Genomic DNA, 21,236 nt, shown 5'->3' with positions numbered 1-21,236 from the left:
AGGCCGAGAAGTGTCCACAGCACAGTCGCAGGAACCGAGGTCGACGCGCCGACGCGCGCCGATCGCGATCACGATCGGCATCGTCGGTGCCCTCGTCATCGCGTTCTTCGTGTTCGCCGGAATCTACGCGGATATCCGCTGGTATCAGCAGCTCGGGTACATCGAGGTGCTGACGACCGAGTGGATCTCGCGGCTCGTGCTGTTCCTCATCGGGTTCCTGGCGATGGCCGTGCCCGTGTGGTTGTCGATCCAGATCGCCTATCGGACGCGTCCGGTGTACGCGAAGCTCAATTCGCAACTCGATCGTTATCAAGAGATCTTCGAGCCGCTCCGCCGCCTCGCGATGTACGGCATCCCGGCCGTGCTCGGCATCTTCGCGGGCGTCTCGACGGCGAGCCGGTGGGACTCGGTGCTCGCGTGGCTGAACCGCACGCCGTTCGGCTCGGTCGACCCCCAGTTCCAGTTCGACATCGGGTTCTACGTCTTCGAGCTGCCGTTCTACCGGTCGGTCGTCGGCTTCGCCTCGGCGGTCGTGCTGCTCTCCGGTCTGCTCGTCATCGCGACGAACTACCTCTACGGCGCCATCCGCGTGAACGGCCGCGAGGTCGTCATCTCCAAGGCCGCGCGCATCCAGATCGCCATCACCGCGGGTCTCTACCTGCTGCTCCAGGCGGTGAGCATCTGGCTCGACCAGTACGCCACCGTCACCGAGCAGGGATCGCTCATCACCGGTGCCTCGTACACCGACGTCTTCGCGACGATCCCGGGTCGGCAGATCCTCTCGGTCATCGCCGCCGTGGTGGCCGTGCTCTTCTTCATCACCGCGATCCTCGGCCGGTGGCGCCTGCCGCTCGTCGGCGCGGTGCTCCTCATCGTGTCGAGCCTGCTCATCGGCTCGCTCTACCCCTGGGTCGTGCAGCGCTTCCAGGTCGACCCGAGTGCGCGTGCACTCGAGGCGCCGTACATCGAGCGGAACATCGACGAGACGCGCGATGCCTTCGGCGTCGCCGACATCGAGGAGATCCAGTACGAGGCCGTGACGGATGCCGAGCCGGGCGCGCTCCGCGCCGACGCGGCGACGACCGCGAGCATCCGCCTCATGGACCCGGCCGTGATCAGCCCGGCGTTCCGGCAGCTCGAGCAGTTCCGCCAGTACTACCAGTTCCCCGAGACCCTCGACGTCGACCGGTACGAGATCGACGGCCAGTCGCAGGACACCGTCGTCGCGATCCGGGACCTCAACCTCGAGGGACTCAACGACGCGCAGACCTGGTTCAACTCGCACCTCGTCTACACCCACGGCTACGGCCTCGTCGCCGCGGCCGGCAACCAGCGCCAGAGCGACGGCCAGCCCGTGTTCCTCGAGTCGGGCATCCCGTCGAGCGGAACCCTGCCCGAGTTCGAGCCTCGCGTGTACTTCGGCGAGAACTCGCCCGACTACTCCATCGTCGGCGCACCCGAGGGCGACGCTCCCATCGAGCTCGACTTCCCCGCGGGCGGCGACGGAGAACCGCAGCAGACCACGTTCACGGGCGACGGCGGGCCGGTGCTCGACAACGTGTTCACGAAGCTCGTCTACGCCCTGAAGTTCCAGTCGGAGCAGATCTTCCTCTCCGACCAGGTCTCGAACGACTCCCAGATCCTGTACGACCGCAACCCGCTCGACCGGGTGCAGAAGGTCGCGCCCTACCTGACGCTCGACAGCGACCCGTACCCGTCGGTCGTCGACGGGCGCGTCGTGTGGATCGTCGACGGGTACACGCTCTCCGACCAGTACCCGTACTCGAACAAGGTGAGCTACAGCGAGGCCATCTCCGACAGCGAGGCGGTGCAGCAGCCGCTCGCGTTCGACGAGGTGAACTACATCCGCAACTCGGTCAAGGCGACGGTCGACGCGTACGACGGCAAGGTGACGCTGTACGCGTGGGATGCCGAGGACCCGATCCTGCAGACCTGGCAGAAGGTCTTCCCGACGGCGATCGAGCCGATGAGCGAGATGTCGGGCGAGCTGATGAGCCACGTGCGATACCCGGCCGACCTGTTCAAGATGCAGCGCGCCGTGCTGGGTCGCTACCACGTGACCGATCCCGTGACCTTCTACTCGCGCGAGGACGCGTGGACGACGCCGCTCGACCCGACGCAGAGCGCAGCGACGTCGTTCCTGCAGCCGCCGTACTACCTGACGATGCAGATGCCCGGGCAGGACGAACCGGCGTACTCGATCTACTCGACGTTCATCCCTGAGGCACGAGGCAGCGCGAGCCGCAACGTGCTCCGCGGCTACCTCGCGGTCGACTCGGATGCCGGTTCGACCGACGGCGAACGCGCCGAGGGCTACGGCAAGTTGAGGCTGCTCTCACTTCCGGAGGACGACAACGTGCCGGGCCCCGGTCAGGTGCAGAACACGTTCAACTCCGACCCGACGGTGTCGCAGTCCCTGAACCTGCTGAAGCAGGGCCAGTCCGACGTGATCAACGGCAACCTCCTCACGGTGCCCGTCGGCGGCGGGCTGCTCTACGTGCAGCCGGTCTACGTGCAGTCGACCGGTGAGACGAGCTACCCGCTGCTGCAGAAGGTGCTGGTCGCCTTCGGCGACGAGATCGCGTTCCAGGACACGCTCGACGAGGCGCTCAACGTGCTCTTCGGCGGTGACTCGGGCGCAGCCGCGGGTGACGAGGAGGTCGAGCCGACCACGCCCGACGGCGGCGAGACCGGCGGCGAGGGCGAGGCCGAGGGCGAGGCGCCCCCGACGACGGAGGACACCGAGCTGCAGTCGCTGCTGAACCGCGCGCGGCAGGCGATCGAGGACAAGCAGCAGGCGCTGCAGGACGGCGACTGGGTGGCGTACGGTGCGGCCGATGCTGAACTCGCCGAGATCATCTCGGAGCTGATCGTCCTCGCGGACGACGGTGCGAGCTCGACGGAGACCCCGTCGACCGAGGCGCCGTCGACCGAGGAACCTTCGAACGGCTGACGGCTGATGTCCGTCGACCTCGCTTCGGGCGACTGGCTCGAGGAGAACCGCGCGAACTGGGACGAGCGGGTGGCCCTGCACGTCGCGTCGCCGTTCTACGACCGCAGCCGGCTGCGCGCGGGCGGCAGCGTGCTCGACCCGATCGCGCAGGCCGCCATCGACCGGCTGTACCCCGACGGGCTCGACGGCGTGCGGGCGCTGCACCTGCAGTGCCACTTCGGCTCCGACACGCTCTCGCTCGTGAACCTCGGGGCGAGCGCGATCGGCGTCGACTTCTCCCGGCCCGCCGTCGAGGAGGCGCGGCGCATGGCCGGCGAACTCGGCGTCGCCGACCGCGCGCGGTTCGTCGAGGCCAACGTCTACGACGCGCGCCACCGCCTGCCCGAGCCCGAGTCGTTCGACCTGGTGTTCACGACCTGGGGCACGATCGGGTGGCTTCCGGATGTCGCGGAGTGGGCGCGCATCATCGCCTGGTTCCTGAAGCCCGGCGGCCGGCTGTTCTTCGCCGACGGCCACCCCGCCGCGTACGTGTTCGACGGCGACGCCGGTCCGGGCGGGCTGCCCGCGTTCGCGTACCCGTATCGCGGCACGGGGCCGGACATCATCGACGACCCGAGCGACTACGCCGACCCCGAGGCGCGGCTGGTGAACGCACGCACCTGGGAGTGGATGCATCCGCTCGGCGAGGTCGTCGGAGCCCTGCGCGACGCGGGGCTCTCGGTCGACCACTTCGCCGAGCACTACGAGCTGCCCTGGCGGATGTTCCCCATCACGGTGTCGAAGGGCGACGGCATGTTCGGCTGGCCCGACCGCCAATGGCTGCCACTGGGGTACGAGCTCGTGGCGTCGCGGCCTGGCACGGCGGTGGGGGAATAGGTGCGCAGCGCCGTATCGAGACCCGACCCGCCCGGGATGCGGCCTCGATTCGACGGCCCTCGGAACGCATGCTAGTGTTATCTCTTGTGCCGCGGGGTGGAGCAGTTCGGTAGCTCGCTGGGCTCATAACCCAGAGGTCGTAGGTTCAAATCCTGCCCCCGCAACCACGTAAGGCCCGGTCAGAAGGAATTCTGACCGGGCCTTTCCTTTGCGCTCGCATGGGGTCATCACAACCAATCTGCCCGCTCGAGCCGAGAACTGACCTGTGACGGCACGGCGAACCTCATCGGTGGCTTCTCTGGCCTCGCACTCGGGTGATGATCGAGGACTCGATCACGGCCGAGCGCCGCCTCGCTCCGCCAAAGTGACAGCGGGCGATCGCGGTTCAGCCGGCCGCGCCTTCGCGCGTCGCGATGAGGCGCATGAACGTCTCGAGCAGGGGCAGTGTCTCGCGCGACGGGTCGAGCAAGGCCTGGATGCGGAGGCCGTCGATCATGGCCAGCATCATTGTGACCTTCTCGTCGGCGGTCAGTTCCTCGCCGTCGTCTGCGGTGCCGAGTCGACCGCTCGAGAAGTGCGAGCGCATGCGCTCTCGACGGGCGATGAAGAATTCGTGCGCCGGATGGTCGGGATTCGTCGCGGCGACGGTGATCGCGAGCCAGTTTCGCTGCCGATCGGGGTGCGCGAACTCTTCGGCGAACACGCTGGAGAGCACACGCTCGGCTGGAGCCTTCGACTGCATCAGACGCATGGCGAGCTGCTCGTCGTCCGCGTCGCGCTGCGCGAGCGCCGCGAGGAGCAGTTCGTCCTTGCTGGCGAAGTGCCGGAGGAGTGCGGCGTGGGTGACGTTTGCGCGGGCCGCGATGTCGCGGATGGAGGCGCGCTCGTAGCCATGCTCGGCGAAGCTCGCCAATGCGGCTCGGACGATCTCGGCGCGTCGTGCGGGAGTCGTGGAGTAGGGCCCGCGCCGCGCGTGGCGCCCAGAGGCGTCGGGATCCCGCAAGGGTTCGGATGCCGCGCTACCCGACGGCGCCGCCCCCGGCTCCCCGGTCTCGGATTCCTGCATCACGTTTCCCCGTTCCGTCCGCCTGCCCGAAGTTGGAGTCGGGGGCTCACGGCGACCTCGACTTGTCAAGAGTAACCGAAGTGGTTACAGTTGGGCGCAACGTAACCACAGTGGTTACATTTGGCTTCCCCAGCATGACCGCCCGGACGATCGTGTGGTCGGGGTTCCCCATGAAGGAGTCGATGGTGACGAAGTACGAGCCTGACGCGGAGCAGCTGACCTCGGGCATGTCGGGAGGCGCGGCCGTCGGCATCGCCGCGCCCGACGCGGAGACGCCCCCCTCGGCGCCGATCGGGGGAGCGGACGCCGCGGAGCCGACGCAGCCGATGAGCCGGAGCTACATCGTCTGGCTGATGCTCGCCAGCTTCGGCGCGTCGATGGCGATGATGGTGCCCTTGGCGTACGGCATCGCGGTGCGCATCACCGAGCTCGCACCCGGCCACGAAGAGATCCTCGGCTACATCACGGGCATCGCGCAGGCGGCCTACCTGCTGATCAGCCCCATCGTCGGCATCTGGAGCGACCGCACCCGGTCGCGGTTCGGTCGACGCGGACCGTTCATCTTCCTCGGCACGGCGATCGGCTTCCTGGGCCTGGTGGTCATCGGCGTCGCGCCGAACATGCTGGTGGTGGGTGCCGGCTGGGTTCTCGGGATGTCGGGCTGGTCCATCGCCGGTGCTGCGCTGCAGACGCTGCAGGCCGACAAGCTGCCCGAGCGGCAGCGCGGCAAGGTCTCCGCGCTTACCAGTCTCATGACGCAGATCGCCCCCGTTCTCGGCATCGGCGTCGCCTACGCCGTCTCGTCGACCACACTCCTCGTGTTCGTCGTCCCGGGCCTCATCGGCGCCGTGCTGCTCGTGCTGTTCCCGATCCTCAAGCCCGAGGGCAGCTCGAAGCACCTCGCTCCCGCCACGCACGTGACGCTGAAGTCCGTCGTCACCAGCTACGGCTTCAACGTCCGCATGTACCCCGACTTCGCGTGGAACTGGCTCGGTCGCTTCGTCTTCTTCATCGGCCTGTACTTCAACACCACGTTCGGCACCTTCTTCTACGCGCAGCGGCTCGACCTGCCCGTGCGCGAGGTGGCCGGCATCGTCGCGACCGTCGGCATGGTCGGCGTGCTCGCCGCAGCGATCGGAGCGATCGCCGGCGGCTTCCTGTCGGACCGGCTCCAGCGGCGCCGTCTCTTCGTGATGCTCGCCGCCCTGCTGTTCGTCGCGGGCGCCGTCGTCGAGGCCACTGCGTGGTCGCTGCCGCAGATCATCGTCGGTGCCGTGCTCATGCAGCTCGCCATCGCAGTGTTCGCCACGGTCGACCAGGCCATCATCTTCGCCATCATCCCCGAGCGCAGCGAGGCCGGCCGGTACATGGCGGTCACGCAATTCGCTCAGAAGATCCCGAGCGCGATCGCGCCGCTGCTGGCCGGAGTCGTGATCACGATCGGCGCGGTCGGCGACGTGAAGAACTACACGCTGCTCTACCTCTCCGGCGCGGTCTTCGCGCTCATCGGCGGACTCGTGATCCTGCTCAAGGTGAAGGCGGTCCGCTAACGGGCTCCCGGCACCCCGCACTGCGACCGAACGTCACGACCATCGAACGGAATCGATCGACCATGCGCACTGCACCCTACGACCTCGGCGTCGACTACGGCGGAGACGGATTCACCGTCACCGGTGCCACCCCACGGCTGTCGTGGAAGGATCCGCAGGACCGCGACATCCGCTTCGCCTACGTCGTGGAGGCCGCGATCGACGGCGAGGATCCCGTCGCCGCCGAAACGGCGGGCCGTCGCCTCGTCGCATGGCCTTTCGCAGCACTGCGCAGCGGGCGGCGGGTGCGGTGGCGCGTGCGCGCCGCGGCGCCGGAGGCAGCGTGGTCGGCGTGGGCGGCCTTCGAGGCCGGCCTGCTTGAAGGGGACTGGACGGCAGCGTGGATCTCGCCGGCCGAACCGACGGTCGGGTCCGACGGAGATCCGGGCTTCGGCCGGCGCGGGGCGCACCTCCTCAGCGGTGGGTTCACGCTCACCGGCGAGGTCGTCTCCGCGCGGCTCTACTCGACGGCACTCGGCGTCTACACGGCGACCGTGAACGGCGAGCGCGTCGGAACGACCGAGCTCGCGCCCGGCTCGACGTCGTACGACCGCACCCTGTACGCGCAGGCCGCGGACGTGACGACGGCGCTGCGCGCGGGCGAGAACCGGATCGAGATCGAGCTGTCGGACGGTTGGTACCGCGGCCAGGTCGGCGCATTCCGCCTCCCCGCAGGGTGGGGGACCGAGCTCGCGGCACGCGTCGAACTGCACCTCGAACTCGCCGACGGTATACGGCGGGTCGTCGTCAGCGACGACTCGTGGACCAGTGCACCCTCGCGCATGACCCGGGCCGACCTGATGGACGGGCAGACCGTCGACCTCTCGGATGCCTGGGAGGATGCCGCCGCCGAGGCGCAGCCGGTTCGCATCGATGCCGTCGAGGCGCCGCCGATCGACTGGTCACCGGCCCCGCCCGTGCGGGTCGTCGAGAGCCGCGAGCCGCAGTCGCTGCGCCCGCTCGCCGATGGTGTCTGGATCGCCGACTTCGGCCAGAACGCCTCCGGGTGGGTCCGGCTCGCCGACCTCGGCGAGCCCGGCACCCGCACGGTCATCGAGTACGGCGAAGCGCTCGACCGCGACGGCGACCTGACGACCGCCCACCTCGACTCGGAACGGCCGGGCGAGGCGCCGAAGCGGTTCGTCCAGCGGGACGAGGTCATCGCCGGGCCGGCCGATGACGCGTTCGAACCTCGTCACACCGTGCACGGCTTCCGATACGCGCGGATCACCCGGCACACGGCATCCGGTGCCCCCGGGACGATGGACGCGCCATCCGTGACCATGCAGGTCGTCCACAGCGACCTCCGACGCGCGAACGCGTTCGCCTGTAGCGACGATGACCTGAATCGCCTGCACGAGATCGTCGACTGGAGCTTCCGCGGCAACGCCGTCGACGTGCCCACCGACTGCCCGACGCGCGAGCGCCTGGCCTGGACGGGTGACTATCAGGTGTTCGCGCCCACCGCGACCCGCCTGTACGACGTGCACGGCTTCAGCCGCAAGTGGCTGCGTTCGGTGCGCGACGACCAGCTCGACGACGGGCGCGTCGCGAACTTCTCGCCCGATGGGCGCCGCATCAAGCACCACCTCGACGACCAGTTCGCGATGATGACCGGCTCATCCGGCTGGGGCGACGCGATCGTCGCCGTGCCGTGGGAGCTGTACGAGTCGTACGGCGACGAGCAGGTGCTCGCCGAGAACTGGGACGCGATGGCGCGCTGGGTCGAGTGGGCCCTCGAAAAGGCGCGCACCAGCCGGCACCATGCCCGGGTGCAGGCCTCGCCGGAGCCGCAGCAGTTCGAACAGTACCTCTGGGACGGCACGTTCCACTGGGGCGAATGGACCGAGCCTCGTGAGCGCGACGCCGACGGCCGCCGCATCGACCCGATCAAGGACAACCCGATGGCCTGGTTCATGGCCGACAAGGGCGAGGTCGGCACGGCCTATCTGCACCGGTCGACCGCGACGCTCGCACGCGTCGCCCGCATCCTCGGCAGAGACGAGGATGCCTCCCGCTACGCGGAACTCGCCGATCGCATCGCTGTCGCCTGGCGGCAGGCGTACCTGCACGCCGACGGCACGACGGCCACCGACACGCAGGCCGCGTACGTCCGCGCGCTCGCGTTCGGCCTCATCCCCGACGAACTCCGCGAGCGCGCCGCCGACCGGCTCGTCGAACTCATCCGCGACGCCGGCACGCACGTCGGCACCGGGTTCCTCGCGACCGGGCACCTGCTGCCCGCGCTCGCCGAGACCGGGCACGCGGATGTCGCCTACGACCTCCTGGCACAGCGCACCGCGCCGAGCTGGGGCTACATGCTCGACCGCGGCGCGACGACGATCTGGGAGGACTGGGAGGGCATCGACGAACACGGCGATGCCCACGAGTCCCTGAACCACTACAGCAAGGGCGCCGCCATCCGGTTCCTGCACACCCACACGCTCGGGCTCCGACAGGCCGAGGGATCGACCGGCTGGGAGCAGGTCGTGATCGCGCCCGTGCCCGGCGGCGGACTCACCTGGGCTCGCGGGTCGCACGACGGCCCGCAGGGCACCATCGCGGTCGAGTGGCGCATCGAGGGCGAGCGGATGCGTCTGCGCGCCGAGATCCCGTCGGGCACGACCGCACTCGTGGTGCTGCCGGACGGCGACGAACACCGGATCGGCGCGGGCGTCTTCGAGACATCCGCGCAGCTCATCGAGACATTCCATGCACTGAACGAGAGGACGAACGCATGACCAACACCTTCCCCGACGGCTTCCTCTGGGGCGCCGCGACCGCCGGCCACCAGATCGAGGGCAACAACGTCAACAGCGACTGGTGGGCCCGCGAGCAGATGATGCCCGGCATGGAGCTCTCCGGCGACGCCGTCGACAGCTACCACCGCTACGCCGAGGACATCCGCCTGCTCGCCGAGGCCGGCCTCACCTCGTACCGCTTCAGCTTCGAGTGGTCGCGGATCGAGCCCGTCCGCGGGCACTTCTCGAAGGCCGAGCTCGCGCACTACCGCCGCATGATCGACACCTGCCTCGAGCACGGCGTCACCCCGGTCGTGACGCTCCAGCACTTCACCACACCGCAGTGGTTCGCCGCGCTCGGCGGCTGGGACGGCCCCGACGCGCAGGAGCTGTTCTGCGCGTACGTCGAGCAGGCGTGCACGATCCTGGACGGGGTCGAGTGGGTCGCGACGATGAACGAGCCGAACATGCAGGCCGCGATCATGACGGCGATGCGCCACCTCGCCGCCTCCGGCGGCGACTGGACCAGCCCGACCGTCGAAGCCGACGGCGACGAGAAGAAGAAGCAGACGCACAGCGAGTTCCTCACGTACGCCGACCCCGAGATCGGCCGCATGTTCACCCGCATCCACCACGCCGCGCGGGAGATCGTCCGCGCCCGCACCAACGCGAAGGTCGGCTGGACCATCGCAGCCGGCGCGCTCACCGCGGCGCCCGGCGGCGAGGACAAGCTTCAGCAGATCCGCTACGGCAAGGAGGACGTCTACTGGGAGGGCAGCCGCGGCGACGACTTCGTCGGCGTGCAGGCCTACTCGAGCCAGCAGGTCGACGCGAACGGCCTCGTGCCGCACCCGCCGCACCCCGACAACACCCTCGTCGGCACCGCGTTCCGCCCCGACTCGCTCGCCATGGCCGTGCGCCACGCCTGGGAGGTGAGCGAGCACACCCCGATCCTCATCACCGAGAACGGCATCGCGACCGCCGACGACGCCCAGCGCATCCGCTATACGCAGCTGGCCCTCGAGGGCCTCGCCGGCACCATCGCCGACGGCATCGACGTGCGCGGCTACCTCCACTGGTCGCTGCTCGACAACTTCGAGTGGGGTCACTGGGAGCCCACGTTCGGCCTCATCGCGGTCGACCGCGACACCTTCGTGCGCACGCCGAAGCCGAGCCTCGCCTGGCTCGGTGCGGTCGCGCAGCGCAACGCGCTCGAGACGGTGGAGGTATCGGCGTGAGCTTCCCGTTCGCCGACGTCTCCGAACGTCCGATCGCCGACCTGCTGTCGCTCCGCGGTCGCCGCGCCGTCGTCACCGGCGGCGCCCAGGGCCTCGGCCGGGCCATCGCGGCACGACTGGCCGAAGCCGGCGCCGACCTGCTGATCCTCGACCTGAACGAGGATGCCGCGAGCAGCGCGGCCGCGGACCTCGCCGAGCAGCACGGGGTGCGAGGGCTCGCCGCACGGGCCGATGTCACCGACACGGCATCCGTGGCCGCCGCCGCCGACCTCGCGGTCGCCGAGCTCGGCGGCATCGACGTGTGGGTGAACAACGCCGGGATCTTCCCGAACGCACCCGTCACGATGATGCCCGACGAGATGTGGGACGCGACGTTCGCGGTCAACGCCCGAGGCGTGTTCCTCGGCTCCCGCGAGGCGGCCCGACGGATGTCGGCCGACGGATCGGGCGGCGTGATCATCAACATCATCTCGACCGCAGGCGTGCAGGTCGCGTTCCCCGGCATGGCCGCCTACGTCGGGTCGAAGCACGCCGCACTCGGCATGACCAAGTCGCTCGCGGTCGACCTGGCCCCGCTCGGCATCCGCGTCCTGGGGGTCGCACCGAGCTTCGTGCCGACCGAGGGCAACATCGCCGCGGCGAAGGCAGGCGCCGAGGCTGCGGCCGCCGCCGGCATCGAGATGCCGCCGCTCGAGGTGATGAACCAGAGCATGATCGGCCGGATGGGAACTCCCGACGACATCGCTCGCGTGGTGCTGTTCGCGGCGAGCGACCTGTCCGTGATCATGACGGGCAGCACCCTCATGGCCGACGCCGGCGAGACGGTCTGACCGCGATGAGCGATGCCCGCGTCTCGCTGCAGCTGTACAGCCTGCGCGAGCACACCGCCGACCTCGACGCCCTCTTCGGGCGGATCGCGGATCTCGGGATCTCACGTGTCGAGCCGTTCTCGATCTTCGACCGCACGATGGAGTTCGTTCCGGCGCTGCGGCGCCACGGCTTGACTGCGCCGACCGGGCATGCCCCGTTCCTGTCGGATGAGCTCGAGGTGCGGGGCGAGCGCGTGTCGCTGCCGCCTGCCTCGGTGGCGTTCCAGGCGGCGACCGCCCTCGGGCTCGAGGTGCTCATCGACCCGATGGTGCCCGCGGACCGCTGGCGCACCGCCGACGAGGTCGAGCGAACGGCCGACCGCCTCAACGGCGCGGCGGAGCAGGCCGCCGAGATCGGACTGCGCGTCGGCTACCACAACCACTCGTTCGAGTTCCATCACGACATCGATGGGCAGTCGGCGTACGAGCACTTCGTGTCGCTGCTCGACCCACGCGTGGTGCTCGAGGTCGACGTGTACTGGGCCGCGATCGGCGGGCAGGATGTCCCGGCCCTCCTCGGGCGCCTCGGCGAACGGGTCGCGGCGCTGCACCTGAAGAACGGCCCGATCGACATCGACCCGTTCGCGCCGGGCTCCGGCGTACGTTCCTATGAGCTCGACCAGACGCCCCTCGGCGAGGGTGCGCTCGACATCGCGGCGATCCTCGATGCCGCACCGGCCGACCGGCTCGACGTCATCGAGTTCGACCACGTTGACGACGATATGTTCGCCGCGATCGCGGACTCGCTCCGCTACCTCGAGGAGCGGACCGATGGCGCTCGCTGAGTCGACCGCCGTCCGCATGGACTGACCCGTCGACGCATCCGCATCCACCACCCCTCAGAGTCAGGATTCCCGAATGGACATCAGCAACAAGGTCTTCGTCGTCACCGGTGCGGGCAACGGCATCGGGCGGGAGACGACGCTCCGCCTCCTTGCGCAGGGCGCGAGCGTCGCGGGCGTCGACCTCAGCGAGGCCGGTCTCGCCGAGACCGCGCGTCTCGCCGATGCGGGCGCGCGCTTCTCGCAGCACCCCGTGAACATCACCGACCGTGAGGCGGTCGCCGGCCTTCCGGGCGCCGTCGAGGCCGCCCACGGTGCGGCCGACGGGATCGTCAACATCGCCGGAGTGATCCAGCAGTTCGTGAAGGTGGTCGACTTGCCGTTCTCCGAGATCGACAAGGTCATGAACGTGAACTTCGGCGGCGTGATGAACATGTGCAAGGCGTTCCTGCCCACGCTGCTCGCGCGCCCAGAGGCCGCGATCCTCAATGTGGCGAGCATGGGGTCGTACGCACCGGTTCCCGGCCAGGCCGTCTACGGGGCGTCCAAGGCCGCGGTGAAGCTCCTGACGGAGGCGCTCTACGCGGAACTGCTCGACACGAATGTCAAGGTCACGGTCGTCTTTCCCGGTGCGATCGGCACCGACATCGCTGCCAACTCGGGCGTGAGCCTCGCTGGGGAGGCGTCGACCGACACTGCCGCCTACAAGACGACGAGCCCGGCGATCGCCGCCGACGTCATCGTCGGTGCGATCGAGAAGGGCCGGTTCCGTGCGACGATCGGCTCGGATGCGGCCGCCATGGACCGGCTGTCGCGCCTCAATCCGCGCTTCGCGACCACGCTCATCGCGAAGCAGATGGGCGCCCTGCTGGCGGATTCGTGAGGACCGTGGCAGGGTCGGACGAGCCGGATCTCGTCACCGAGGGTGAGTCCGACGATGGTGCCGGATCTCTACTGCATCCGCCGATCTGCTTCTATCCCGAGGCTGCGCCTGGTTTCTAGTGTTGCCTTTGCTCGGACGATCCCGGACGGAACGACCCGCCGACGCTCGAGCACATACCCGAAGGAGTGTGACGCGATGGCGCGGAACCCGAAGCAGACGGCCAGCGAGGCTGACGGCGTGACCTACCGCCGCGCCCGGACTTGGGAGATCGCGCTCTCCCAGATGAACAACGGCTCGGCGATGATCTTCTACACGCTCGTCGGCCTCATGGCCTACTTGCAGAACGCCGGCTACGGCATCGCGGTTGCGGTGGCCGGCCTGATCCTGACCGTCACCCGAGTGTTCGACGGCCTCATCGACCCGGTGCTCGGCCTGATCATCGAGAAGGTGAACTTCCCGTTCGGCAAGCTCCGCTTCTTCATGCTCGGTGGCTGGCTGATCCGGTCGCTCGCGATCCTGATGCTGTTCGTCTGGGCGTCCGACACGGGGCTCGGTGCGGCCTTCTTCATCGCCATCTACCTCGTGTACATCATCGGCTCGTCGATGAACGACATCGCCGGCCAGATGTCCGGCCCCGTACTCACCAACGACCCCCGGCAGCGCCCGACGGTGCAGGTCTGGGCCACGATCTACGCGTACTTCGTGCCGGCCGTCTTCACGATCATCTCGACCGTCGTGTTCCTGCCCAGGCACGGCAACGAGTTCACGGTGGGGATGCTGCGCGAGACCGCGATCACGTACGTGGTCTGCTCGCTGGTGTTCCAGATTCTCGCGTGCGTCGGCGTGGCGCGGGTGGACAAGCCGGAGAACTTCGCACACCTTTCGGACGTGCGCACCAAGGCGGATGTCTCGACGCGCGACATGTGGAACCTGCTCACGAAGAACGGGCCGTTCCAGCGCTACCTCATCAGCGGAGCGTCCGACAAGCTCGCGCAGGTGGTGCGATCTCAGGCAGTCATCGCCACGATGATGTGGGGGATCCTGCTGGGCAACATGCAGCTCGGCACGACGCTCAGCCTGATCGCCATCCTTCCGGGAATCGTGTTCGCGATCTTCGGTGCTCGCTACACCGGCAAGCACGGGTCGAAGGCGGCAACGGTCACCTGGACCTGGATCTGCCTGATCCTCGCCGCGGTGCTCACCGTGTTCTGCCTCGCGGTGGACCTGCGTTCGGTGCTCGGGAGCCTGGCGCTGACGATCGCCTTCTTCGTGATCTACCTGCTCCTGAATGGCGCATCGATGGTCGTCACGGTCGCCTCCGGTGCCATGCGGGCCGACGTGATCGACTACGAGCTCGATCGCTCGGGAAAGTACCTGCCGGCCACGGTCACGGCCACCTACAACATCGTCGATCAGGTCATCTCCTCGCTCGGCTCAACGCTCGCGTTGGGGGCGGTGGCGCTCATCGGCTTCACCACGGTCATGCCCCAGCCGACCGACAGCCCGTCGACGCCGATCCTGTTGATGAGTCTGCTGCTCTTCTTCGGTCTGCCGATCATCGGCTGGATCTGCACGTTGATCGCCATGCGCGGCTACAAGCTCAACCGCACCGAGATGATCGAGGTGCAGAAGCGCGTGGCGGAGAAGAAGGAAGCGCTGCGGGAGGCGGAGCCGGAGGACGCGCTCGCCTGACGCGACCTCGCCCGCGGGCCGTGGACGACGATCCACGGCCCGCGGGCGCCGCTCTGTCGCGGTTCAGACTGGCGAGTTACTCGGCGTGCGCCTCGCGGTAGGCCGACGGGGTCATTCCGTACACGCTGCGGAACACCTTCACGAAGTAGTTCGCGTCGTCGTAGCCGACGAACAGGGCGATCTCGCGCACGCTCTGCGACGTGGTGGTGAGCAGCCGCGCGGCACGTTCGGCGCGATGCTGCGCCACGTACGCGGCGATGGTGAGCCCCGTGGCCGCCTTGAACCGGCGCGCGAGCGTGGAGTCGGAGACCCCGAACCGGTCCGCCAGTTCCACGGTCGAGACGGGGTGGCTGAGGTGGAGGTCGATCTCGTCGGTCACCTGCCGCACCAATTGCGGATAGTCCCGCTGTTGATGACGACGCACGTGCCGGCAGAAGTCGGTCACCATCTGCGCCGTGAAGGTGACGGTCCGTCGCGCATCCACGGTGTGACCGACGCGGTGCAGGCGCTGGGCGTACTCCTGCGAGATCGCGTCGATCGTCACTGCAGGGAGTCCGCCTCGTTGTGCGGCGACCCGCGCCATGATCCGCAGGATCGTGGTGCCCAGGAACGGGGTGTTCAGGTAGCTGATGGTCTGCGGCATCCCGGCCAGGCGCTGCAATGCTGCGAGGGCACGATCGGCGGAGCCGTCGGCGACGGCGTCCATGAAGTCCCGCTCCAGCCGGTATCGTTCCTCGATCACGGTGAACGACGCGGACTGGGGGGGCTCTCCGAACCCAGGCTCGATCCGCCCGCCCTCGGCCCGGACCTGATGCAGCGTCCCGAGCTGATCTTCGCGCCCCGCGGCTCGGAGGATCGCTGCGGCGGCTCGATGAACGTACTCCGCGTCGACGATCGCGTACCGGGTGCGATACAGCTTGTACGCCGGCAGGTGCGCGCCCGGGATGCCGAGCCGGCTCATCATCTCCTCCGCCACCCCGGGGTGCATCGGCTCGTGTGTGTAGGGACCGATGAGGAGCAGCCGGTCGTCCCACCGGACGAGGGCCACGGCCATCCCGAGCGGCTCGAGGATCTCGTGGACGACCTGCGGCACCATCTCCCTCGCGAACGCGCGAAGCGCTCCAGCGGTGAACGCCGGCTGGATTCGTGGATCGAGGCAGTGCGCGGCCTCGAACGCCTCGAATGCCGCCGCGTCTTCAGTGCTCACGGCCACGGGACAGCTCAGCACCTGCGCCAGGACGGCGCCGATCGCCTCGAGCGATTCCATGGTCGCGGTCTCCGACGTCTTCGTCATCATGAACTCGTCTCTTCCAGGCACCGTGCTGCCGAAACACTACTGATCATGCGGGATCAGTTCTATCACCGAGCCGCCGGGGGTTCGTACCGTGGTCTGGTCGCCCGGCTACGCCGGTGCCCGCTTCCGTCGAAGGAGACTCCAATGACACCGATCCCTGCAGCCGACTCCCGTCGCGTGGTGCCGATCCTCGATGGCTGGGCGTTCGCGCCCGTCGAACTCCCGCCGAGCTCGAACTGGGACGACGTCATCGCTGCGGGGGAGCAGGTGAGCCTGCCCCACACCTGGAACGCGGCCGACGGACAGACCGGCGGCGGCTACCGCCGCGGGCGGTCCACCTACGCCCGCACGGTCGCGGCGCAGTCTGCCGAGGGGGAGACCTGGGTGGAGTTCGACGGCGTGAACTCCACCGCCGAAGTGCACCTGGGCGGCCGTCTCCTGGCGCGACACGACGGCGGCTACTCGACGTTCCGCGTGGACCTGACCGGCGGGCTCGCCGACGGACCGCAGACGCTCGTGGTGATCGTCGACAACGCGGCGAACGAACGGGTGTATCCGCAGCAGGCGGATTTCACCTTCTACGGCGGTATCTATCGCGAGGTCCGGCTGGTTTCGGTTGAACGCGCGCACTTCACGCTCGCCGATCACGGCGGTCCCGGGGTGACGGTGACGCCCGCGCTCGACGGCGACCGGGCCGTCGTCGCGATGAGGGCCGGCATCGCCGGCGCGGAGGACGCCGAGGGTCGAGCCCCCATGGTTCGGTTCACCGTCGACGGTGAGGGCGACGTGCTCGTCCCGGTGATCGACGGCGAGGCGACCGCTGAACTCGTGATCCAGCGTGTCCGCCGCTGGCACGGTCTGCGCGACCCGCACCTCTACACCGCCCGGGCCGAACTCCTCTCGGGCGACACCGTGGTCGACGAGGTCGAGCTGCGCTTCGGATGCCGCGAGTTCGCGGTCGACCCGCAGCGCGGGTTCCTGCTGAACGGCGAGGAGTACCCGCTGCGCGGCGTGTCGCGCCATCAGGACTTCGCCGGGGTGGGCAACGCCATCACCGAGGAGATGAAGCAGACCGACCTCGCGCTGATCCTCGAGCTCGGCGCGACCACGGTGCGTCTCGCCCACTATCAGCACGACCAGCGCTTCTACGACCTCTGCGACGAGGCCGGCCTCGTGGTGTGGGCCGAGATCCCGCAGATCACGGTGTTCCTCCCCGGCGCGGTCGAGAACGCACGCACGCAGCTCATCGAGCTCATCGTGCAGAACCGCCACCACGCGAGCATCGTCTGCTGGGGTCTGTCGAACGAGATCACCCTCGCCGGGTCGGGCGACGAGATCGTGGCCGCGCACCGCGAGCTGAACGACCTCGCCCACGAACTGGACCCGACCCGTCGCACGGCGATGGCGAACCTGTTCCTGCTCGAGACGGACCACCCGTTGGTCACCCTGCCCGATGTGATGTCGTACAACCTCTACTTCGGCTGGTACGTGGGCGAGTCCGCCGACAACGACACCTGGCTCGACGATTTCCACTCGGCGAACCCGGGCACCGCGATCGGGCTGTCGGAGTACGGCGCCGACGCGAACCCGCAGTACCAGTCCGCGGCACCCGCCAAGGGCGACTACACCGAGAGCTACCAGGCGCAGTACCACGAGCATATGGTCGAGATGATCGACCAGCGGCCGTGGCTCTGGGCCACGCACGTCTGGAACCTCGCCGACTTCGGCTCCGCCGGACGGAACGAGGGCGGCGTCGCGGGCCGCAACCAGAAGGGGCTCGTCTCATTCGACCGCGCGCTGAAGAAGGACGCCTTCTACGTGTACAAGGCGGCGTGGGCGAGCGAGGCGTTCGTGCACGTGGCCGGGCGTCGCCGTGAAGAGCGGGCGGAGGAGTCGACCGAGGTGGTCGTCTACTCGAACGAGCCCGAGGTGACGCTGCTCGTCGACGGCGTGGAGGTCGACACCATCGCGGGCCGCCGCACGTTCCGGTTCGAGGTGCCGCTCACCGGCGAGCACGAGGTCACCGCCCGGGCCGGTGGCGAGACCGACACGATCATCCTGCGCAAGGTCGACGCGGTGCTCGAGGCGAGCGTCATGCCGACCACGACCATCGCGAACTGGTTCGACGACGCCGAATTGCCCGCCCCCGATGGCTTCTTCTCGATCCGCGATACGCTCGGCGACATCAAGCGGTCGGAGCTCGGCGCGCGCCTGATCGGGTCGGTCATGGAGGCGGTCGCGACCAGCCGCGGCGAGGTCGGCGCGGGTGTCGAGATCCCGCCGGCGATGCAGGCGATCGTCGACCGGATGACCGTGGAGAAGCTGATCAGCCAGGCCGGCGGTGTGCCCGTCGAGCAGGTCGCCGCGCTGAATGCGCAGTTGAACCTCATCGCGAAGTGACGCCGATGCACCACCGCGACGCCGCCCGACTGCTGCCGGCCGACCCGACGACCCGGTCGATCGCGCTCGACCTGTACGAACGAGTGGCCACCGCCCCGATCATCTCGCCGCACGGTCACGTTCCGCCCGAGCTGCTGCTGCAGGATGCCGCGTCCTCCGACCCGGTGGCGCTGCTCCTGACGGGCGACCACTACGTGACACGGCTGCTGCATGCGTCGGGCGTCGACCTCGGCGACCTCATCGTCGACCCCGCCGCCGGTCGCGACGGGCGCACCGTGTGGCGCACGCTCGCCGCGCACTGGCACGTGTTCGCAGGCACCGCCTCCGGGTACTGGATCGAGGAGGAGCTCGACGGCGTCTTCGGCATCACGGCCCCGCTCGGGCCCGACACCGCCGACCGCATCTTCGACGAGATCTCGGCCGCGCTCGCACGGCCCGAATTCCGGCCGCGCGCACTGTTCGCCCGGTTCGGCATCGAGGTCCTCGCCACGACCGACGACCCGCTCGACGACCTGTCGGCGCATGCGGCGCTTGCGGCATCCGATCTACCGGGTCGGGTGCTGCCGACCTTCCGACCCGACCGGTATCTGGACCCGGATGCCGCCGGCTTCGCCGACAACGTCGAGCGGCTGCTCGGCGCGACCGGCCGCGCGGGCGACTTCGCGGGCTACCTCGGCGCACTCGAGGACCGGCGGGCGCACTTCATCCGTCACGGTGCAGTCTCGGCCGACCACGGCGTCGAGGAGATGCTGACCCTCGATCTCGACCCGGGTGAGGGCGAACGCCTGTTCCAAGCGGTCGTCGCGGGAACGGCGAACGACGCCGGGCGCCGGGCGTTCCGGGCGCACATGCTCGTGCAGATGGCGCGAATGAGCGTCGACGACGGCCTCGTGATGACGATTCACCCGGGCGTGCACCGCAACCACTCGTCGGCGACGTTCGCCGGGTTCGGTCCGGACACCGGGCACGACATCCCGGTCGCGACCGAGTTCACCCGAGGCATCCGACCGCTGCTGGAGCGCTACGGACTCGAGCGTGACTTCCACCTCGTGCTGTTCGCGGTCGACGAGACGACGTACTCGCGCGAGCTCGCTCCGCTCGCCGGGTTCTACCCGAGCGTGTTCATCGGCGCGCCGTGGTGGTTCCTCGACGCGCCCGATGCGATCGCACGCCACCGTGCCGCGATCACCGAGACCGCGGGCTTCTCCCGCTCGAGCGGGTTCATCGACGACACGCGTGCGTTCCTGTCGATCCCGGCACGGCATGACACCGCTCGCCGTGTCGAGGCCGGATTCCTGGCCCGTCTGATCGTCGAGGGTCGGATTCGCGTCGACGCCGCGGAGCGCATCATCGACGACCTCGTCGACGCCATCCCGAGGAAGGTGTTCAAGCTGTGACGCAGTCAACCGCGACCGCCCTGCCTCGCCTGTCCCGCGAGGGCACGGGCGTGACGACCCCGCCTGCGCGCATCGTGCACCTCGGCCTCGGCTCCTTCCAGCGTGCACACCAGGCTTGGTACACCGCCCGCGCATCTGATGCCGACCAGTGGGGCATCGTCGCGTTCACCGGACGCAGCCGCGACCTCGTCGACCGGCTGACGCCGCAGGACGGGCTGTACACGCTCGTCGAGCGAGGCGCCGCCGGCGACCGATTCGAGATCGTGCCGAGCATCGTCCGAGTCGAGGCGGGCGACGCCGTGACCGCCTTCGTGGAGGCGGTCGCCGACCCGGACGTCGCGATCCTGACCCTCACGATCACCGAAGCGGGATATCGGCTCGCCGCAGACCGCACTCCGGACTTCGACGACCCGGCCGTGGCATCCGACCTCACTCTGTTGCGCACCGTGATCGGCGGTGGCGTGGCGTCGGGCAGCGGTGACCTGGCGGGCCGAGCGGATGATGCCCGCCCGGCGACCGCGCTCGGCCGCATCCTGCTCGCGCTCGATGCACGCCGCCGGGCCGAGGCCGGCCCGATCGCCCTGGTGTCGTGCGACAATCTGCCCGACAACGGCGGAATCCTCGAGCGCGCGTTGGCCGATCTCGCCGAGCGGGTGTCGCCGGAGCTCGCCGGATGGCTCGAGCACTCGGTCTCGGTCGTGTCGACCTCGGTCGACCGCATCACCCCGGCCATCGACTCGGAAGCCGAGTCCGCGGTCGTCGCGCACGAGACCGGATGGCTCGACGCGGCGCCCGTCGTGACCGAACCGTTCTCCGACTGGGTGCTCTCCGGCGACTTCCCCGCGGGCCGACCCGACTGGGAATCGGCCGGGGCCCGCTTCGTCGACGACCTCGAACCGTGGGAGAACCGCAAGCTGTGGATGCTCAACGGCGCGCACACCCTGCTCGCCGCATTCGGTCAGGTGCGCGGCCACGCAGTCGTGAGCACCGCCATCGAGGACCCCGTCTGCCGCGAGGTCGTCGAGGCGCTCTGGGACGACGACGCCCGACAGCTTCCCGCGTTCGATCTGGCCGAGTACCGAGCCGCGCTGCTCGAGCGATTCCGCAACCCGCGGATCGAGCACCGGCTCTCCCAGATCGCACTCGACTCCACAACCAAGATGCGGCTCCGGATCGTCCCCGTCGCGCTCGCCGAACTCGCCGCAGGTCGGAGCGCGGGTGGATGTGCGGCGGCGATCACCGCGTGGATGATCGGTGTCGGCGCCGGAGTCGTGCCCAAGCCGGAGGGCATCCGATCCCACGGCGCCGACCGGATCGGAGCCGAGACTACGACCGGGCTCCTGAACGCGCTCGAGCCGGCGCTGACCGCCGACGTCGGCTTCGTCGCCCGCGTCACGACCGCCCTCGCGCGCCTCGAGACATCCCTCGCCTGAAC

General features: G+C 69.2%; 14 protein-coding genes and 1 tRNA gene. 13 read left to right on the top strand and 2 right to left on the bottom strand.

The features are described from left to right. Positions 1-10 precede the first annotated feature (10 nt). The 3 genes from ACULK2_RS11760 to ACULK2_RS11750 all read left to right on the top strand — a co-directional run bounded on the left by ACULK2_RS11760 (position 11) and on the right by ACULK2_RS11750 (position 4,017). Positions 11-2,974: a UPF0182 family membrane protein gene (locus tag ACULK2_RS11760; protein ID WP_445967420.1), complete on the top strand. Its 2,964-nt coding sequence runs from the start codon at positions 11-13 to the stop codon at positions 2,972-2,974. Between the two features lie 6 nt (positions 2,975-2,980). Continuing rightward, complete coding sequence (locus tag ACULK2_RS11755) at positions 2,981-3,850, top strand: class I SAM-dependent methyltransferase (protein WP_445967419.1); 870 nt, start codon at positions 2,981-2,983, stop codon at positions 3,848-3,850. Positions 3,851-3,940: 90 nt separating this feature from the next. Continuing rightward, a tRNA-Met gene (locus ACULK2_RS11750) sits at positions 3,941-4,017 on the top strand. 218 nt (positions 4,018-4,235) lie between these two features. Here ACULK2_RS11750 and ACULK2_RS11745 read toward each other — a convergent pair. Further along, a complete protein-coding gene (locus ACULK2_RS11745; protein WP_501044924.1) occupies positions 4,236-4,985 on the bottom strand; it encodes a TetR family transcriptional regulator in 750 nt (249 codons plus the stop codon). Between the two features lie 65 nt (positions 4,986-5,050). Between ACULK2_RS11745 and ACULK2_RS11740 the strand changes: the two genes are divergently transcribed. From ACULK2_RS11740 to ACULK2_RS11710, 7 genes are all read left to right on the top strand, one after another. After that, positions 5,051-6,466: an MFS transporter gene (locus ACULK2_RS11740; RefSeq protein WP_445967418.1), complete on the top strand. Its 1,416-nt coding sequence runs from the start codon at positions 5,051-5,053 to the stop codon at positions 6,464-6,466. A 62-nt stretch (positions 6,467-6,528) separates the two neighbouring features. Further along, positions 6,529-9,246, top strand: a complete 2,718-nt coding sequence (locus ACULK2_RS11735; RefSeq protein WP_445967417.1) for a family 78 glycoside hydrolase catalytic domain — start codon at positions 6,529-6,531, stop codon at positions 9,244-9,246. Then, positions 9,243-10,484 carry a glycoside hydrolase family 1 protein gene (locus ACULK2_RS11730; RefSeq protein ID WP_445967416.1) on the top strand — a complete coding sequence of 414 codons (1,242 nt, stop codon included), beginning with the start codon at positions 9,243-9,245 and terminating at the stop codon, positions 10,482-10,484. Before ACULK2_RS11735 ends, ACULK2_RS11730 begins: the two co-directional genes overlap by 4 nt. Then, the gene (locus tag ACULK2_RS11725) at positions 10,481-11,314 is read left to right on the top strand and encodes an SDR family NAD(P)-dependent oxidoreductase (protein WP_445967415.1); all 834 of its coding nucleotides are present in this window, start codon (positions 10,481-10,483) and stop codon (positions 11,312-11,314) included. Before ACULK2_RS11730 ends, ACULK2_RS11725 begins: the two co-directional genes overlap by 4 nt. Positions 11,315-11,319: 5 nt before the next feature. Further along, entirely contained in the window at positions 11,320-12,138 is an 819-nt protein-coding gene (locus ACULK2_RS11720; protein ID WP_445967414.1) for a sugar phosphate isomerase/epimerase family protein, read from the top strand. 73 nt (positions 12,139-12,211) lie between these two features. After that, complete coding sequence (locus ACULK2_RS11715; RefSeq protein WP_445967413.1) at positions 12,212-13,018, top strand: SDR family NAD(P)-dependent oxidoreductase; 807 nt, start codon at positions 12,212-12,214, stop codon at positions 13,016-13,018. Positions 13,019-13,213: 195 nt separating this feature from the next. Then, a complete protein-coding gene (locus ACULK2_RS11710; RefSeq protein WP_445967412.1) occupies positions 13,214-14,710 on the top strand; it encodes an MFS transporter in 1,497 nt (498 codons plus the stop codon). A 76-nt stretch (positions 14,711-14,786) separates the two neighbouring features. Here the strand turns inward: ACULK2_RS11710 and ACULK2_RS11705 are convergent, their stop codons facing one another. Next, positions 14,787-16,004, bottom strand: coding sequence for a helix-turn-helix domain-containing protein (locus ACULK2_RS11705; protein WP_445967411.1), 1,218 nt, complete (start codon positions 16,002-16,004; stop codon positions 14,787-14,789). A gap of 144 nt (positions 16,005-16,148) precedes the next feature. Between ACULK2_RS11705 and ACULK2_RS11700 the strand changes: the two genes are divergently transcribed. From ACULK2_RS11700 to ACULK2_RS11690, 3 genes are read left to right on the top strand one after another with little or no spacing between them, the layout of a single operon-like run. Then, positions 16,149-18,404, top strand: coding sequence for a glycoside hydrolase family 2 protein (locus ACULK2_RS11700; RefSeq protein WP_445967410.1), 2,256 nt, complete (start codon positions 16,149-16,151; stop codon positions 18,402-18,404). A gap of 5 nt (positions 18,405-18,409) precedes the next feature. Further along, positions 18,410-19,801 (top strand): glucuronate isomerase, encoded by a 1,392-nt coding sequence (gene uxaC, locus ACULK2_RS11695; RefSeq protein ID WP_445967594.1) that lies wholly within the window; start codon positions 18,410-18,412, stop codon positions 19,799-19,801. Next, positions 19,798-21,234 carry a mannitol dehydrogenase family protein gene (locus ACULK2_RS11690; protein WP_445967409.1) on the top strand — a complete coding sequence of 479 codons (1,437 nt, stop codon included), beginning with the start codon at positions 19,798-19,800 and terminating at the stop codon, positions 21,232-21,234. The genes uxaC and ACULK2_RS11690 overlap by 4 nt, the downstream gene beginning before the upstream one ends. Positions 21,235-21,236 lie beyond the last annotated feature (2 nt).

It is taken from the genome of Agromyces molybdatiresistens (genome assembly GCF_052748445.2).
This window is presented reverse-complemented; position numbering and strand designations above follow the sequence as displayed.

What these genes read in the sequence shown, in the direction of transcription:
- ACULK2_RS11755 (WP_445967419.1), top strand. Translation starts at nt 2,981, where the DNA reads ATGTCCGTCGACCTCGCTTCGGGCGACTGGCTCGAGGAGAACCGCGCG.
- ACULK2_RS11740 (WP_445967418.1), top strand. Translation starts at nt 5,051, where the DNA reads ATGACCGCCCGGACGATCGTGTGGTCGGGGTTCCCCATGAAGGAGTCG.
- ACULK2_RS11735 (WP_445967417.1), top strand. Translation starts at nt 6,529, where the DNA reads ATGCGCACTGCACCCTACGACCTCGGCGTCGACTACGGCGGAGACGGA.
- ACULK2_RS11730 (WP_445967416.1), top strand. Translation starts at nt 9,243, where the DNA reads ATGACCAACACCTTCCCCGACGGCTTCCTCTGGGGCGCCGCGACCGCC.
- ACULK2_RS11720 (WP_445967414.1), top strand. Translation starts at nt 11,320, where the DNA reads ATGAGCGATGCCCGCGTCTCGCTGCAGCTGTACAGCCTGCGCGAGCAC.
- ACULK2_RS11715 (WP_445967413.1), top strand. Translation starts at nt 12,212, where the DNA reads ATGGACATCAGCAACAAGGTCTTCGTCGTCACCGGTGCGGGCAACGGC.
- ACULK2_RS11710 (WP_445967412.1), top strand. Translation starts at nt 13,214, where the DNA reads ATGGCGCGGAACCCGAAGCAGACGGCCAGCGAGGCTGACGGCGTGACC.
- ACULK2_RS11705 (WP_445967411.1), bottom strand. Translation starts at nt 16,004, where the DNA reads ATGACGAAGACGTCGGAGACCGCGACCATGGAATCGCTCGAGGCGATC.
- ACULK2_RS11700 (WP_445967410.1), top strand. Translation starts at nt 16,149, where the DNA reads ATGACACCGATCCCTGCAGCCGACTCCCGTCGCGTGGTGCCGATCCTC.
- uxaC (WP_445967594.1), top strand. Translation starts at nt 18,410, where the DNA reads ATGCACCACCGCGACGCCGCCCGACTGCTGCCGGCCGACCCGACGACC.